13 protein-coding genes are annotated in these 15,109 nt (G+C 44.8%); 6 read left to right on the top strand and 7 right to left on the bottom strand.

Annotated features, from left to right (window positions below):
• Nucleotides 1-6 precede the first annotated feature (6 nt).
• The 4 genes from WKT20_RS07350 to WKT20_RS07365 are packed head-to-tail and all read right to left on the bottom strand — an operon-like array spanning nucleotide 7 to nucleotide 6,374.
• Nucleotides 7-915, bottom strand: a complete 909-nt coding sequence (locus tag WKT20_RS07350; RefSeq protein WP_340417113.1) for a hypothetical protein — start codon at nucleotides 913-915, stop codon at nucleotides 7-9.
• A gap of 19 nt (nucleotides 916-934) precedes the next feature.
• On the bottom strand, nucleotides 935-1,885 hold the full coding sequence (locus WKT20_RS07355; protein WP_340417114.1) for a glycoside hydrolase family 16 protein: 951 nt from the start codon (nucleotides 1,883-1,885) through the stop codon (nucleotides 935-937).
• A gap of 11 nt (nucleotides 1,886-1,896) precedes the next feature.
• On the bottom strand, nucleotides 1,897-3,213 hold the full coding sequence (locus WKT20_RS07360) for a carbohydrate binding domain-containing protein (protein ID WP_340417115.1): 1,317 nt from the start codon (nucleotides 3,211-3,213) through the stop codon (nucleotides 1,897-1,899).
• A 29-nt stretch (nucleotides 3,214-3,242) separates the two neighbouring features.
• On the bottom strand, nucleotides 3,243-6,374 hold the full coding sequence (locus WKT20_RS07365; RefSeq protein ID WP_340417116.1) for a glycoside hydrolase family 2 TIM barrel-domain containing protein: 3,132 nt from the start codon (nucleotides 6,372-6,374) through the stop codon (nucleotides 3,243-3,245).
• Between the two features lie 813 nt (nucleotides 6,375-7,187).
• On the opposite strand from WKT20_RS07365, the gene proB reads away from it, so the two are divergent.
• A complete protein-coding gene (proB, locus tag WKT20_RS07370; RefSeq protein ID WP_007564403.1) occupies nucleotides 7,188-8,279 on the top strand; it encodes a glutamate 5-kinase in 1,092 nt (363 codons plus the stop codon).
• Between the two features lie 11 nt (nucleotides 8,280-8,290).
• Here proB and WKT20_RS07375 read toward each other — a convergent pair whose 3' ends face one another.
• Together WKT20_RS07375 and WKT20_RS07380 are read right to left on the bottom strand one after the other, a co-directional pair.
• Nucleotides 8,291-9,427, bottom strand: coding sequence for a Gfo/Idh/MocA family protein (locus WKT20_RS07375; protein ID WP_278454618.1), 1,137 nt, complete (start codon nucleotides 9,425-9,427; stop codon nucleotides 8,291-8,293).
• Between the two features lie 34 nt (nucleotides 9,428-9,461).
• Nucleotides 9,462-9,851, bottom strand: a complete 390-nt coding sequence (locus tag WKT20_RS07380; protein ID WP_118243723.1) for a hypothetical protein — start codon at nucleotides 9,849-9,851, stop codon at nucleotides 9,462-9,464.
• 93 nt (nucleotides 9,852-9,944) lie between these two features.
• On the opposite strand from WKT20_RS07380, the gene WKT20_RS07385 reads away from it, so the two are divergent.
• Both WKT20_RS07385 and WKT20_RS07390 read left to right on the top strand, forming a co-directional pair.
• Complete coding sequence (locus tag WKT20_RS07385) at nucleotides 9,945-10,499, top strand: helix-turn-helix domain-containing protein (protein WP_118243722.1); 555 nt, start codon at nucleotides 9,945-9,947, stop codon at nucleotides 10,497-10,499.
• A 21-nt stretch (nucleotides 10,500-10,520) separates the two neighbouring features.
• Nucleotides 10,521-12,176, top strand: a complete 1,656-nt coding sequence (locus tag WKT20_RS07390; RefSeq protein ID WP_117702630.1) for an AMP-binding protein — start codon at nucleotides 10,521-10,523, stop codon at nucleotides 12,174-12,176.
• 80 nt (nucleotides 12,177-12,256) lie between these two features.
• Here WKT20_RS07390 and WKT20_RS07395 read toward each other — a convergent pair whose 3' ends face one another.
• On the bottom strand, nucleotides 12,257-13,141 hold the full coding sequence (locus tag WKT20_RS07395) for an NAD kinase (protein ID WP_022054607.1): 885 nt from the start codon (nucleotides 13,139-13,141) through the stop codon (nucleotides 12,257-12,259).
• Nucleotides 13,142-13,249: 108 nt separating this feature from the next.
• Between WKT20_RS07395 and WKT20_RS07400 the strand changes: the two genes are divergently transcribed.
• Genes WKT20_RS07400 through WKT20_RS07410 form a run of 3 tightly spaced genes read left to right on the top strand, consistent with a single transcriptional unit; the run spans nucleotide 13,250 to nucleotide 15,109 of the window.
• On the top strand, nucleotides 13,250-13,963 hold the full coding sequence (locus tag WKT20_RS07400; protein WP_007564416.1) for a pyridoxine 5'-phosphate synthase: 714 nt from the start codon (nucleotides 13,250-13,252) through the stop codon (nucleotides 13,961-13,963).
• Between the two features lie 3 nt (nucleotides 13,964-13,966).
• Nucleotides 13,967-14,686 (top strand): MotA/TolQ/ExbB proton channel family protein, encoded by a 720-nt coding sequence (locus WKT20_RS07405; RefSeq protein WP_007564418.1) that lies wholly within the window; start codon nucleotides 13,967-13,969, stop codon nucleotides 14,684-14,686.
• A gap of 6 nt (nucleotides 14,687-14,692) precedes the next feature.
• Nucleotides 14,693-15,109 carry an ExbD/TolR family protein gene (locus WKT20_RS07410; protein ID WP_072541576.1) on the top strand — a complete coding sequence of 139 codons (417 nt, stop codon included), beginning with the start codon at nucleotides 14,693-14,695 and terminating at the stop codon, nucleotides 15,107-15,109.

Consider the following 15,109-nt stretch of genomic DNA (forward strand, 5'->3'; position numbering starts at 1 on the left):
AAAAGTTTATTGCATTTCTGCGTCCACAAGTCCTTTATCTGAATCTGATGAACCGTTGTCTGTCCATTGCTCGAAACCGGATGTAACAGTTACCATATCCACATTAAAGCTTTTTTTGCTTACATGTAAATAATATCGCTGCCAGGCCCCTGGAACAAGAATTCCGGTTTTCTTTTCCACATCATTGGTATTGGTTTTACTTGGAGTGTATTCGAATTCATCGTTACCTATTTTCACCCTGATGAGTGGTTTTTCCCACATTTCGCCCGGCACCATCATGGCCTGGCCTTCCCAATAATAATCTCCTTTCCAGCAGAAGGTGTGTATCTCTTGATTTGCATCACCTTGTGGCTTGACTTCACCATCTTCAAATTTTACAGAGCCATATCCCAGGAAGGTGACTTTAGCTCCATTAATCTCTTCTGTTGTATATCCAGATGTCTCTGGGGTAATTTGAAGTTCCCACCACATCCTTGTCATCTGATGATTGAAGACAAGTCGTACACTTTTTGATTCTACTTTTGCCGAGCTTGCCAGTAAATCACAATCAAAGAATTTTTCGTCGGTAGTCTGGTCTGTCAAATTTATCGTTTCCGTTGTCAGAGGAGACCAGGCTTTTATTTCGTATTCGGTACCCTCCCAACGAAATGGAGTATCTTCTGTGGACATAGTTCCATCTGTAGCTACTTTGTAAGTCTTGACCGTTTCACCTGATTTTATTCCAATCAGTTCATCGCCATCCCAGGCACTTTCTGTCACTCTGCTATTGGAGGTATCTACTGATGCAAAGAACAACACGTTGTCATCTGTGTTTTGCAGGTCAGCTTCGTTGGAACAGGAAAGCAGGCTGACACATGCTGCAACGGCAATACCTAAACGGCATTTCTGTATAGTTACGATATTTGTTGTTTTCATTTTGCTTATAGTTTTTCAATTATTTCCTATCAAGTTCTAAAAGTCCTTTATCAGAATCTTCTCCATTAAAATCCCATTCGTTCACCAAGCCTCCTGAAGGAATGTCGCCATAGTTCGCACTCGGGTCTATGTCCGATTCTTTTTGATAAACTCTTACATAATCCACGTACATGCTTTGAGGAAAGTAGGTATTATCTGTTGGATTTCCGCCGAATGTTCCTCCTACAGCTACATTTAGGATGATGAAGAAAGGATGGTCAAATTTCCATTCTCCATCTGTCACTGCGCTTTTTTCCACCCGGTGATAGAGGGTACCGTTTACGGTAAAATCAATCTTTTCTTTATCCCATTCTACCGCAAACACATGAAAATCTGTATCGAATCGTTGGTCGGGGTATCCGAAAGTGCTGGTGACAGGATTACCTCCTGAACGTCCGGGCATGTGCAATGCGCTTGAAACAATATTGGGCTGATACCCTTTGTTCTCCATGATGTCTATTTCGCCACATGCAGGCCATGCGTTGGTCGTATAATCGGCGCCGAGCATCCAGAATGCAGGCCAGAGTCCTATACCATACGGAAGAACCAGACGGGCTTCAGCACGTCCGTATTGAAACTCAAACAATCCTTCTGTCTTGATACGTGCGGAAGAATAGGTTGCTCCGTCACCATCTTTCAAGGCTGTTATCTTCAGGCATCCTTCACCATTGTAAGTGGTATATGATGCATTTTTTTCTTTGTTCGTATAATTCTGCAATTCACCGTTACCGAATCCCGATGCTCCCAGTTCGTATGTCCATTTTGAAGGGTCGGGGCGATTATCTTCTGTAGGGGTATTGAATTCATCTGACCAGACCAGCACCCATCCGTTGTTTTCAGGATTGCCGCTGCCTTCAAGTGAATCTTCTTTTCCACAGCTTCCAAAGGACAATGCCAGAAAGCCGAGCAATATCGTTTTATAATGTTTCATGAGTCCGCTTTTTAATAGAAATAAATATTATCTACAAGTAAGTTCTGATATGCTATTGTATTTTCGGTTATAGCTAGTTGTAACTGATGTATAACGGTATAACCATTAAGGGGGATATCTACAGAAACCCATTCTCCTGTTTTTAGATTCACAGTCTCTTTTCCAGCTGGATCTCCGTTTGCATTGATGTCTGCAGAAATGTCGATTTGAGGATTGCCTTCTACATCATCTTGTAATAGAATATCTATATGCACGTATGTTTTGTCTGTAGTGTCTGCATCCTCGTCAAGTACGATACCGACAAAGTTGAAATTACCATAATGCATGATGTGATGATTTTCGCTTAATGTTATCTCATCGTTTGTTGTTGTCTGATATGGGGCCCAGTATCCGTTAAAAGGTGAGGACAGGGTGTTGGTGTAATTGTCGCAATATAAAGAAATTACATCTGCTTCATCTTTGTCCGGTTCTGGAGCGAAATCATACACGCCTGTGATTGTGATGCTTCCTTCAGCTTCCTTTGGAGTAAGTACAGCCCGATTTTTTATTCCATGGAAAGAGATTATGTTTCCTTCTACCGTTGCTACTTCCGGATTGGATGAATCGAAGGTGAAGTATTTAGAGGAAACAGTCATTTCTTGGTTTACACCATTGGGGAGATTAACGTATGCTGTGAGTTCATCTATTTCAATATTTCCGGTAGGGAACCCTGCCATGTTGACGTCTTTGATTCGCGTATGTGCTAAAGTGCCAAGTTTTTCATATTTGACTTCGTCAATCCAAAGTGTATATGCCTGCCCTCCTGTATCGTTTGTTCCGGCAGAGAAATTGAATAATCCCTTTTCAGCTGTCAGTTTTGACGGGTTAGGAATAGGAACAATCACTTTCCTCCAGTTGACATCGGCAGTTACGCCTGCTAAAGTTGCTGCATATTCTGCGTCGCCATAACTTCCTAATCCTACCTCAATTTTAGTTGAAGCGGAAGACTTTACGTAGAACGTCAAAGCATCATAATCGGACAGGTCTCTTCCTGCTTCCGTAAAGAATACTCCACCTGTCCAGTTGTCCAGAAAATCATCAGGTGTAGGTACTTCTATCTTCAAGGAGGTTGTGCCACTGTATTTGGTTTCATTGTCCTGGCTAAGAGCGGTGGTTTTACCCCATGCCTGAAAATCGACACCTGCTGCAAACTCATCAAGGAAGACTTCGGCCACTTTGGGGCTTGTGGCTAATACATATGTACTTATTTCTCTCTCACATCCAGCCAAAGTAACTAAGGCTGCCGAGAAAAAAAGACCTTTTGCTGTATTTAATATATGTTTGTTCATAAATCGCTTGTTAAATAGTTTGTAGGTAATTAGAAAAGACTGAAGCTGATATAAGTTCTTATTTCCCATTCATTTCCTTGGGGTGCACCGATAATATCCGTGCTTTCTGTGAACCCACCGTTTCCGTCGGATACATATCCGGCAAGATAGCGGTTGGAATATTGGTCTAGCGTACGGTATGTACCCCTGATTCCTACGCGTGTGGATAACGGACCGAGCCATTTGGGTTTGAAAAGATTAGTCGACAAGTCTACCATGCACTGGAACGGGAATGTCAGATTGAAATCTCTGTGATAGTCGTACGGCCCCCAGTCATTAAATTTCAGTGCGGCATTCAATCTGATTTTCTTATAAATCATCTGAAGGTCACCTCCTCCACGTCTGATGAGACGTTCATCGTCACCGTTGGCTTGTGCCGTACCAAGATAAGCACTGGCAATCAGTCCGAAGTCTTTTGTTACTCTGGATGTTATCTTCAAATTGCTTTCCCATAAATCATGTGCAGGAGCAGATGAAGCAAAAGCAAAGGTAGAACGTCCGTCAGCCAGAATACCAATGGCGGCATCTTGGGCAGTAGGAAGATGACGGTAAACAAAACCGAGTGAAGCGGCAAACGGAGCATCTTCTGTTTCATCGTTGTCCCAGTCATACATCCATGTGCCGGGAGTAGGGTCATAGGTCAGCAACAGCTCACCGGCTGTTGTTTCACGGTTGCTTCTTACGGCAAACGGATCATCCAGTATGTTTCTCAGTCTTCCCGGAGCATCGACACCGTTAGGCATCGGACCTACGAGAGGTTTCTGCCACAAGAAGTTTGGTGCAATCTGGAAGTTGCCTATCTGATAAGTGAATCCGGCCAGTACGTTCTGCTGGTTTCCGCTTCCGCTATCCTTTAAACTCCATCCGGTCAGGGTTTGTGTGTTGTCTGCACCACCGCTTGCCACTACTCCCATGATGGCGCCTTGTGCGTATGCGTTGAAATTGCCTCCGCTATATATCATTTTCAATTTACCCCCGAAGGTATCTGATGTCTTCACTCTGTCTTGGTAGACGGTAGCTGTAGGGCTATACTCTGTAGTAGCCTGAAATTCTCTGCCTACTAAGGTCGTTCCCGACCAAAGTCCTCCTAATGTGATGTCGAAACGTCCGAATTTTCTTTCTACCATTAAAGACGCACGGGTATTCTTTGGTAATGGAATAGCGAAAGAAGTGACAGTCTCTCTGCGTTGGTCAATGTCATAATGGAAAATACCTCCTAAATTCCATTTACCGAATGTGCGGTAGTATTTCACGAGTAATGCCGGATTGGCGCCCCACCACAATTCGGGCCCGAACGCTAATTTCAGTCCGGAGAACAATTTCTTTCCTTCAATCTCGCATCCCAACGGGGCCTCACCTCCGTAAATGTCCATGTTGTCGCCATAGCTTGCTTCTTGGTACAAACCAAAGAAGTCTCCTTCATATCCCCAGTGGTAGTGGGGTTTACGGAAAAATGCATTAAGATTGAAAAGGCTTCCGTCCCAATTAAAGCTGGCACTATAGACTTTCACACGTTCCAGTGGGCCTAAATCAATGTATTCTCCATTCTCGTTGATGTAGTTTGTGCGTCCTCTGTTTTCATAGAAGATTTCATCAATCGGATTTTCTGCTACGTTTCCGAGTACGTTCATTGTCACTTCCGCATGTACATTTTCTGCCGGTTTGGATTCTACACCTACATAGAAGGATTCCATGTGGTCAAATCCTTTTGAGCTCGGGAAACTTGTAGGAGCATCTGCTCTTGTTTCGGGAGTGCTTGTATGTTTTGCTCCTGTATAGAACGTGGTGAAATCACCTCTCAATTGACTCAGACCGATTAGCTTGGTTTTCTCTCCTTGTAAAGCAGCTTTGTTACTTCTTGCAGACAAGACAGAGGACATTACATTGACACCAGATACCTGACTTATGATGGACGAGGTTGTGCTGCCCGCAGCATACGGGTTGATTTTGTGAACGTCTTTCAATACATAATATGCGGCACGTGGATAAAGTTCATATATCCCTCTTGCGTCTGGAGTACCTTTTGCACATATACCGAACCATTCCTCATTCATGTTGTTGGCTCCTTCTACATAATCGAACTTGTAGCCCCCATTACTCCATGAAGCTCGTGTATCGTGAATGCTGAGATTTGTGCTCTGTCCTGTTTTCCACCATCCGTCTGTCCATTGGAAGGTGAATCCTCCGATGGCGTTTCCGTTGTTTCCAAGTCCTGCGGCATTCAGATAGATTTCCGTCCAGTTATGCAGTAAAATATCAGCCTGTTCTTTCTGGGCTTCTCCTTGGGTTACAGCATTGAATGCGTCTGAACCGAACTCTGTGAACAATACAGGTTTACCGTATTCCGTTTTTACTCTGCTGAATAAATCTCCGAACGATTCACCGCGATAGCAGTTTATCCCCAATATATCCACATTCTTACATTCTTTGGCGATGATGTCAAGAAACAGCAAGTCACCGTTGCAGATGGCTACCGGGCACGAAATATTCATTTGCTTCATTTCAACTGCTGCCTCATTGAAAATCCGGTACAGATGAATAGCCTGTTTGGTCGATTTCCGGTCTTCAATAGGGATGTCTTCTGCTTCCGCTCCTTGCCAGAATAAGCCATAGTTGTTCTCGTTTCCTAAAAGGTAAAGAAGTACCCCGGGAGTACCGTTGAACTTTTTCACCATGTTACGCGCTTCTGCAAGTAGGGCTTTCTGAACTTTCGGATCCGAATAGTCTGTATTACCTACCCAAGCTCCATTGATGGTCAGTCCGTAACGTCCGAACGTGGTATTGACCATGGTATAGATACCATATTGCTCATAAATGTAGCGTACCCATTGGGCTGGTACATCCGCATATAATCGGATGGCGTTAATTCCCATGTTTTTTAGTAAAGGCATATCTTGATCTAAGGCTGCCTTGATTACGTCATCTGATTGTGTCCATAAAGAGTAGGAGTAATTGGTCCCGATGGGGAAATAATCCCAGTTCATACCATTTACCATGAAAGGTTTTCCATTCACAATCAACCTGGACCCAGACTGGTCGTTGATTACTGAGACCTTTTTCTGCTGTGCCCATAGAGGAGCAGCTAACAGCAAAAATAGAAATACTTGTATTATATTTTTCATATATGTAGGAGTTATTAATTACATCGGATTAAAGACTTAGCCGACAGGGCTTAGGACAATCACATTGTGTGTTTGGTTATTCCATAAGGTTATGTTTTCATATTCATGTAAAATTAATGTTGTTGGGTTAGATTTATGTACACAAAAGTTTTAATATCAGGTGTTGTAAAAATTTCGTATAGCAAAGATATATTCTTTATTTATAAGGTGAATCTGTCGGTAAAGATGTAAAGTAAGATTGGGAAATATTTAATTTATTGATAATCAATTTATATATACTATCATAAAGTAAGTTTTATGTTTTGAAAAGTGAGTAAAAACGCATGCTTTCATTATGGGTTTATCCTAATTCCTGGGCAGATGTATTAGCCCTTATTGACCAGCTTCTTTTTTCACTTTACCTATTTCTGTATTCTTTTGCACATTCTTCCATACATCCTTTCATATTCTTCTGAACTCCACAAACAATTCTCTGTTTCACAGTGCGGGATTTGTATCCCACAGTGTGAAATATGTATCCCACACTGTGGTTTTTGTATTTCACAGTGTGAAACAGAGAATTTGCTTTGGAATTTCTCTTTTTATATCATGCGGATGATAAGAAATAGGTGCTGCTATTTTACTTTTATTTGTTTTTCATTTTGTGGATATAAAGAGCGGAAAAAGTTTTGTTTTGAATAAGAATGTGCATATAATTGTGATAAATTGTTTTGTTTCTGTGCGGTATTTATTACATTTGCCACTGAATATGATTAAATAATGTGTATTTGAAAGATTTTTCAGGTGTTCCCTGTGCAAAAGTGAGAGTGAATCATGGAAAACAAAACGTATCAGTATAAAAGAATCACGGTAAAGATAGGTAGTAACGTGCTGACTCGCCGTGACGGCACACTGGATATAACCCGCATGTCAGCATTGGTGGACCAGGTGGCCGAGTTGCATAAAGCAGGAGTGGAAATCGTACTGGTATCTTCCGGAGCGGTAGCTTCAGGAAGAAGCGAGTTGAAACCCTTGCGGAAACTGGACAGTGTGGACCAGCGGCAACTTTTTTCGGCAGTGGGACAGGCTAAGTTGATAAACCGTTATTATGAACTGTTTCGTGAGCACGGCATTACCGTAGGTCAGGTACTCACGACTAAGGAGAGTTTTTCTACCCGTCGGCATTACCTGAACCAACGTAATTGCATGAAGGTGATGTTGGAGAACGGGGTGATTCCTATCGTGAATGAAAATGATACGATTTCGGTGACCGAGCTGATGTTTACCGACAACGATGAACTATCGGGTATGATTGCTTCGATGATGGACATGCAGGCATTGATTATCCTTAGTAACATTGACGGCATTTACAACGGTTCACCTTCGCAGCCGGGTACTTCTGTGATACGTACGGTGGAGCGTGGAAAGGATTTGTCGGATTACATTCAGACGGAAAAGTCCGGATTCGGACGGGGAGGGATGCTTACCAAAAGCACCATTGCCCGTAAGGTGGCCGATGAAGGTATTGCCGTGATTATCGCCAATGGCAAGAAAGAGAACATCCTGTCGGATTTGTTGTGTCATCCGGATACGACAGTCTGTACCCGTTTCCTTCCAGCTATGGAGGGAGTGTCGAGTATGAAGAAGTGGATTGCGCACAGTGAAGGCTTTGCCAAAGGGGAACTTCATCTGAACCGTCAGGCAGTAGAGGCCGTCAGAGGAGTGAAGGCTACCAGCATTCTTCCGGTGGGAGTGACGCGAGTTGTAGGGGATTTTGAGAAAGATGACCTCGTGCGCGTGATGGACGAGCAGGGACGGCAGATTGGAGTGGGCCGTGTATCAGCCGACTCGGCAGAAGCACTTTCCATGGTGGGACAGCACGGGCAGAAACCGCTGGTACATTACGATTATCTGTATTTGGAATAAACCGGAATGGTTTACTCCATCGGTACGGTGCGTTGTTCTGCCACGGATTGTATGGACAGAGGGGTAACCGAAGTCCAAAGAGCCAGGTCGTGTATATCGGCCGGGTAAGGTATCTCCTGTTTCATTTCGGCTTCTAATGCTTTGAGCATGATGTAGTCCATTCCCTCATGGTGCGTGTCGATGCGCAGTGCTTCTTCTCCCCATTGTTGCCAATAAAGGTGTTCGTATTTTTGCAGGTAAGCGGTATCTGTCTCCCATGTTTCGTGCGGACTTTTTCCTTCCAGGTAAATGCGTCGCTGTTCTCCCTGCCAGATTCCTTTGGTGCCTTGTATTTCGAAGTCCAGGCTTCTGGGGCGGGGAAGAGTGGTGTCGTGAGTCAAAGAAACCAAGGTTCCGGAAGCCGTCTCCAGCTGGGTGACGGTTACATCTCCCTGCGTGACAGGCACGTGAGGATTTCCTCCTAATTCACGGATACGCTGGTATAGGCCTGCAGGTTTGGAAGAAAAGGTGGTCAGGCGTACAAAACGGTCTTTGCGGGGAATGCCAGCGATGAGGCAGAGAGGAGCCAGTCCGTGAGTAGGATAAAGGTCGCCATTTTCCTGCTGGTAGAATTTGCTTCGCCAGATGCTTTCCGTCTTTTTCCGGTTGCCCAGATTACCCTGGTCGTCCAATAGAAGATTGCGCAAGTCGTGACGGTAACCTCCTCGCATGTATACCACTTCACCTAATTCACCGGCACTGACCAGGTTGTGCATGGCCAGAATTTCCTGCCGGAAAAGCGTGTTCTCCAGCGGAAAGATTTTTTTCTTTCCGGCTTCTGCCGCTTCAATCAGCGGCTGGTACTCATGCAGGTAAAGTCCTCCTTTGATTTCCAGTGCCACATGGCAGCCCTGTTGTATACAGTACAGGGCATGGGTTACGTGCAACTGCCATGGAGAAGCAATGAAAACCAGTTGCGGGGCATGAAGGGCAATCATTCTTTGATAATCATCTCCTCCCTGGTTGTAGCAAGGCACGTCGTAGTCGGCTTCCCGGGCTTCCGGGTCGGCAATGGCAGTCACCTGGAAGTAAGGAATGTGTCGGGTCAGGGCAAGCAGTTGCTTTCCCCGGTATCCCATACCGATATAGGCTATTTTCAGTGTATTCATGGTTAGCAGGTTCGTTTTATTCCGTCGATGAACATCAGTTCCTTGATTCCAAAAACTGAATCAGCAGGTTGCGGGGTAGGGAATAGGTATTTCCATGTTCCTGCACGTATTTCAGCAGGTAGAGCCCTTCCTGGCGAAGTCGGGCTTTAGGCACGAGGTTTTCGGTGTCTTCCGCCATTTTTAGCAGCATCATGGCGGCTAATTCGGTCTTCTCCATCCCATCTTTTTCCTGACTGTATTTTTCCAGTATGGTTTGGCCGTCCATTTCTTCCAGCTGTTGGGGAGTGACCTCCAGCACTTGCCGTGCCGTACTTTCATATTCCTCCCAGTCCGACTTGCTGATATGCTTCCGGCGGAGAATCAGGTTAGCTATTGCGGCAAATATTTCCTGAATCATGCGTATGATGTAATCCTGTCTGATCATGGTTTTTAATTTTTCGGTTACAAAGTTCGAAATATTTTTCTTGGTTTTTCATAATCTTTCGTAATTTTGAGCGAATAACTAAAAAATTGCACTATGGACGAACAAATAAGACAAATAGGAGAACGTATCCGCGGATTGCGCGATGCGCTGGATTTAAGTGTGGAGGACATGGCCGGACAATGTGGTTTACCGGTGGATAGGTACCAGCAGATTGAGTCGGGCGAGTGTGACATTGCGGTCAGTACGCTACAGCAGATAGGACGGAAGTGCAATGTGCCACTTGATGTATTGATGTTTGGTGAAGAGCCTAAAATGAATGCTTATTTCCTGACGCGCTGGGGAACCGGTATTTCGGTGGAGCGTACGAAGGCATATAAATACCAGTCGCTGGCTTCGGGGTTCCGCAACCGCAAGGCCGATCCTTTCCTGGTAACGGTAGAGCCCAAGCCGGAGGATACACCTATTTATTACAATACGCACTACGGACAGGAATTCAATCTGGTGATTGAGGGCCGGATGCTGTTGAGCATAAACGGAAAAGATCTGATTCTGGAGCAGGGAGACAGTTTGTATTTCGATTCTTCACTACCTCACGGAATGAAGGCGCTCGACGAAAAAGCGGTGAAGTTCCTCGCCATCGTTATGTAGTAATTAATTTTGAAAAGAAATATGCTAGAAAGATTTGTTGAACAAACTCACTTTACCTCACAAGAGGATTTCATTGCGAATTTTAAAGTGAAGGTGCCGGAAAATTTTAATTTCGGTTATGATGTGGTAGATGCCTGGGCGGCTGAACAGCCCGATAAAAATGCGTTGCTGTGGACAAACGATAAAGGAGCACATATACAGTTTACGTATGCGGACTTGAAGAAATATACCGATATGACCGCCTCTTATTTCCAGAGCCTGGGAATCGGTCATGGAGATAAGGTCATGCTGATTTTGAAACGCCGGTATGAATTCTGGTTCTCTATCATTGCTCTGCACAAGTTGGGAGCAGTGGTCATCCCGGCTACACACTTGCTGACAAAGAAAGATATTGTGTATCGTTGTCAGGCTGCCGGTATCAAGATGATTGTGGCTGCCGGTGAACCGGTCATCACAGAACATATTTTGGCGGCCATGCCTGATTCTCCTACGGTAGAACGTCTGGTGAGTGTTGGTCCGGAATATCCGGAAGGTTTTGAAGATTTCCATAAGGGTATGGAAGCTGCCGTTCCTTTTGTACGTCCGGAACATGTGAATACCAACGAGGATATTTCACTGATGTACTTTACTTCGGGAACTACCGGGGAACCGAAGATGGTGGCACACGACTTTACTTATCCGCTCGGACATATTGCTACCGGATGCTTCTGGCATAATCTGCATGAAAACAGTCTGCACCTGACCATTGCGGATACCGGATGGGGAAAGGCTGTATGGGGAAAACTGTACGGACAGATGATTGCCGGTGCCAATATCTTTGTATACGACCATGAGAAGTTTACTCCGGCAGATATTCTGCAAAAGATTCATGATTATCACATCACTTCGTTGTGTGCACCTCCTACGATTTATCGTTTCCTGATTCGGGAAGACTTGTCGAAATATGATTTGTCTTCATTGGAATATTGCACGACGGCGGGTGAGGCGTTGAATTATTCTGTATATGAGACTTTCAAACGCATTACGGGTATTCGTCTGATGGAAGGATTTGGACAGACAGAAACAGCATTGACTCTGGCTACTTTCCCCTGGATGGAACCGAAACCGGGAAGTATGGGCGTGCCTAATCCGCAGTATGACATTGACTTGCTGAAACCTGACGGCCGTTCGGCAGAAGATGGAGAACAGGGACAGATTGTGGTACGTACGGATAAAGGTAAACCGCTTGGCTTGTTCAAGGAATATTATCGTGATGCTGAACTTACCCGTGAGGCTTGGCACGATGGTATCTATTACACGGGCGATGTGGCTTGGCGTGACGAAGACGGTTATTACTGGTTCGTAGGACGTGCCGACGATGTCATCAAGAGCTCAGGTTACCGTATCGGCCCGTTCGAAGTGGAAAGTGCCTTGATGACGCATCCGGCAGTAGTGGAATGTGCCATTACCGGTGTGCCCGATGAAATCCGCGGTCAGGTGGTAAAAGCCACTATCGTATTGGCAAAGGACTACAAGCAGAAGGCCGGACCGGAACTGATCAAGGAATTGCAGGACCATGTGAAACGGGTGACAGCTCCTTACAAGTATCCGCGTGTCATTGAGTTTGTGGATGAACTGCCGAAAACCATCAGTGGAAAAATCCGCCGTGTAGAAATTCGTCAGAAGGACAATCATTAAATACCTTTTTGATAATAGATAAAAAAGCCGGAGTATTCAGACTGAAACTCCGGCTTTTTGTGTATCTGTGTGATGGATAGTTAGTTACGTGAATCGGCTCCCCACATCATTTTCTCACGTAAGGTGTTGAAGAAGGAGTGGTGGCAGCGCTTGACAATACGGATGAAGTATTCTCCTCTTCGGATAGTAAGTCGAGTACCTTCACGGAACGTTTCACTCCGTCCGTCAATGGCAATCAGAAAATTATGACTGCGGCTTTCTACTTCCAATGTGACTTCCCACTCATCGCGAATGACAATGGGGCGTACGTTTAAGCTGTGTGGAGCTACAGGAGTCAGGCTGATGGTACCGCTCTGAGGTACTAAAATCGGACCGCCTACACTGAGGGAGTAGCCTGTAGAGCCGGTAGGGGTAGCCACAATTAGCCCGTCTGCCTGATACACATTCAACAGTTCACCGTTGATATAGGCACGGATGGTAATCATGGAAGAACTGTCGCGTTTCAGAATGGCGATTTCATTCAGCCCGTAAGGATAGCCTTTCAGCACCTGACCGTTGCAGGTAAGTTTCAGTACCCTTCGTGGTTCTGCCAGGTACATTCCCTGATAAATCTCATCGAAGGTTTCTTCCATCTGGTCGGGTGAAATATCGGCCAGGAATCCCAAACGTCCGGTATTGATACCTAGTATGGGAATTTCTTTGTTACCAACTAAGCTGGCTGTTTTCAGAAATGTACCGTCCCCTCCCACACTGAGTGCCATGTCGGCGGTAAAGTCATGTCCGTTGAAAATCTCTAAATTGGTTAAATCTGCGTTTGTGTGCAGGCGAAGGAACTCATAAAACTCACGGTGGATACAGATGTGTGCCTCCTTGCGCCGGAGGATTTCCAGCAGATGAGTTACATGGGCCGATTTATGCTCCTGATACGTATTTCCAAAGAGGGCAAATTTCATCTTCCGCTGCATAGAATGTGTCTTTTTTATCAATCTTTTTAAGAATAAACATGTCAAGTTTCTCGTAAAACCTGCTAACTTTGCACGTTGTTGATGCAAAGATAACGAAATTCATGAAATATGACTAAATTAAGTGTGAATATAAATAAGGTGGCTACGCTTCGTAATGCACGAGGTGGGAATAACCCTGATGTAGAGAAAGTAGCACTGGACTGCGAGCAGTTCGGGGCGGAAGGTATCACGGTTCATCCGCGTCCGGATGAACGTCATATCCGGTATGCGGATGTATATGCCTTACGCCCGGTGTTGAAAACTGAATTCAATATTGAAGGATATCCTTCAAAAGAGTTTATTGACTTGGTGCTGAGAGTAAAACCTACGCAAGTGACTTTGGTTCCGGATGCTCCTGACCAGATTACTTCGAATTGTGGATGGGACACCAAAACGCATCAGGCTTTCCTGACAGAATTGATGGATACGTTCGGTGAAGCAGGCATACGTACCTCTATTTTTGTAGGTACCGATCTGGAACTGATTGAGTATGCGGCCAAGACAGGAGCCGACCGTGTGGAATTGTACACGGAACCTTATGCCTCACTCTATCCCAAGAATCCGGAAGCAGCCGTGGCTCCTTTTATAGAAGCGGCTGAGAGAGTACATAAACTGGGAATGGGGTTGAATGCCGGACACGATTTGAGTCTGGTGAACTTGAAGTATTTCCATGATAATATCCCTTGGCTGGATGAAGTTTCTATTGGTCACGCACTGATTTGTGACGCACTTTATTTAGGATTAAAGAAAACCATTGAAGAATATAAAAATTGCCTTCGTTAAATTATGATGACATTAACTTTACTGGCTGCCGCACAAGCTGTAGCCGATACAATGGCCGGAGCAAATCCGGTGTTGACTCCGGTTGCTTCGGGTGAACCGCAGATGAATCTTTGGGACATGGCCTGCAAAGGAGGCTGGATTATGATTGTACTGGCTTTGATGTCGGTAATTGCTTTCTATATTTTCTTTGAACGTGCGGTGGCTATCCGCAAGGCTGGAAAGGATGATCCTTTGTTTATGGACCGTATCCGTGATTATATCAAATCGGGAGAAATCAAATCGGCTATCAACTATTGCCGCATTACGAACACTCCTTCTGCACGTATGATTGAGAAAGGTATTACTCGTATGGGACGTCCGGTTGCCGATGTGCAGGCTGCCATTGAAAATACTGGAAACATTGAAGTGGCCAAGCTGGAAAATGGTTTGTCTATTATGGCTACCATTTCAAGTGGGGCACCGATGTTGGGATTCTTGGGTACGGTAACCGGTATGGTACGTGCCTTTTGGAATATGGCTAATGCCGGAAATAATATTGATATTACTCTTTTGTCAAGTGGTATTTATGAGGCCATGATTACTACAGTGGGCGGACTGGTAGTGGGTATTGCTACGATGTTTGCTTATAATCATCTGGTGTATCGTGTAGATAAGGTAGTAAGTCAGATGGAAGCACGTACGCTGGCTTTCATGGACTTGCTGAATGAACCGACTGAAAAATAATCGCGTATGGCTTTAAAGAGAAGACAGAAAATATCACCCAGCTTCAGCATGTCGTCTATGACCGACTTGATTTTCCTGCTGCTGATATTTTTTATGATTACTTCCACCATGGTATCGCCGAATGCCATCAAGGTGCTTCTGCCGCAAGGTTCGGAGCAGACTTCGGCCAAACCCATGGCACGGGTGATTATAGACAAGGATTTAAATTATTACGGAGCTTTTGGCAATGAAGATGAAATGCCGCTGGCTATTGATGAGGTGGCTGCATTTCTTCAGGAATGTGCTCGGAAAGAACCGGAAATGTATGTGGCATTGTATGCCGATGAATCGATTCCTTATCGGGAAATCGTGCGGGTGCTGAATATTGCGAACGAGAATCATTTTAAGATGGTCCTGGCGACTCGCCGTCCGGATAAAAACTAA

It is taken from the genome of Phocaeicola sp. ICN-14070 (assembly GCF_037892625.1).
Classification (GTDB): domain Bacteria; phylum Bacteroidota; class Bacteroidia; order Bacteroidales; family Bacteroidaceae; genus Phocaeicola; species Phocaeicola plebeius.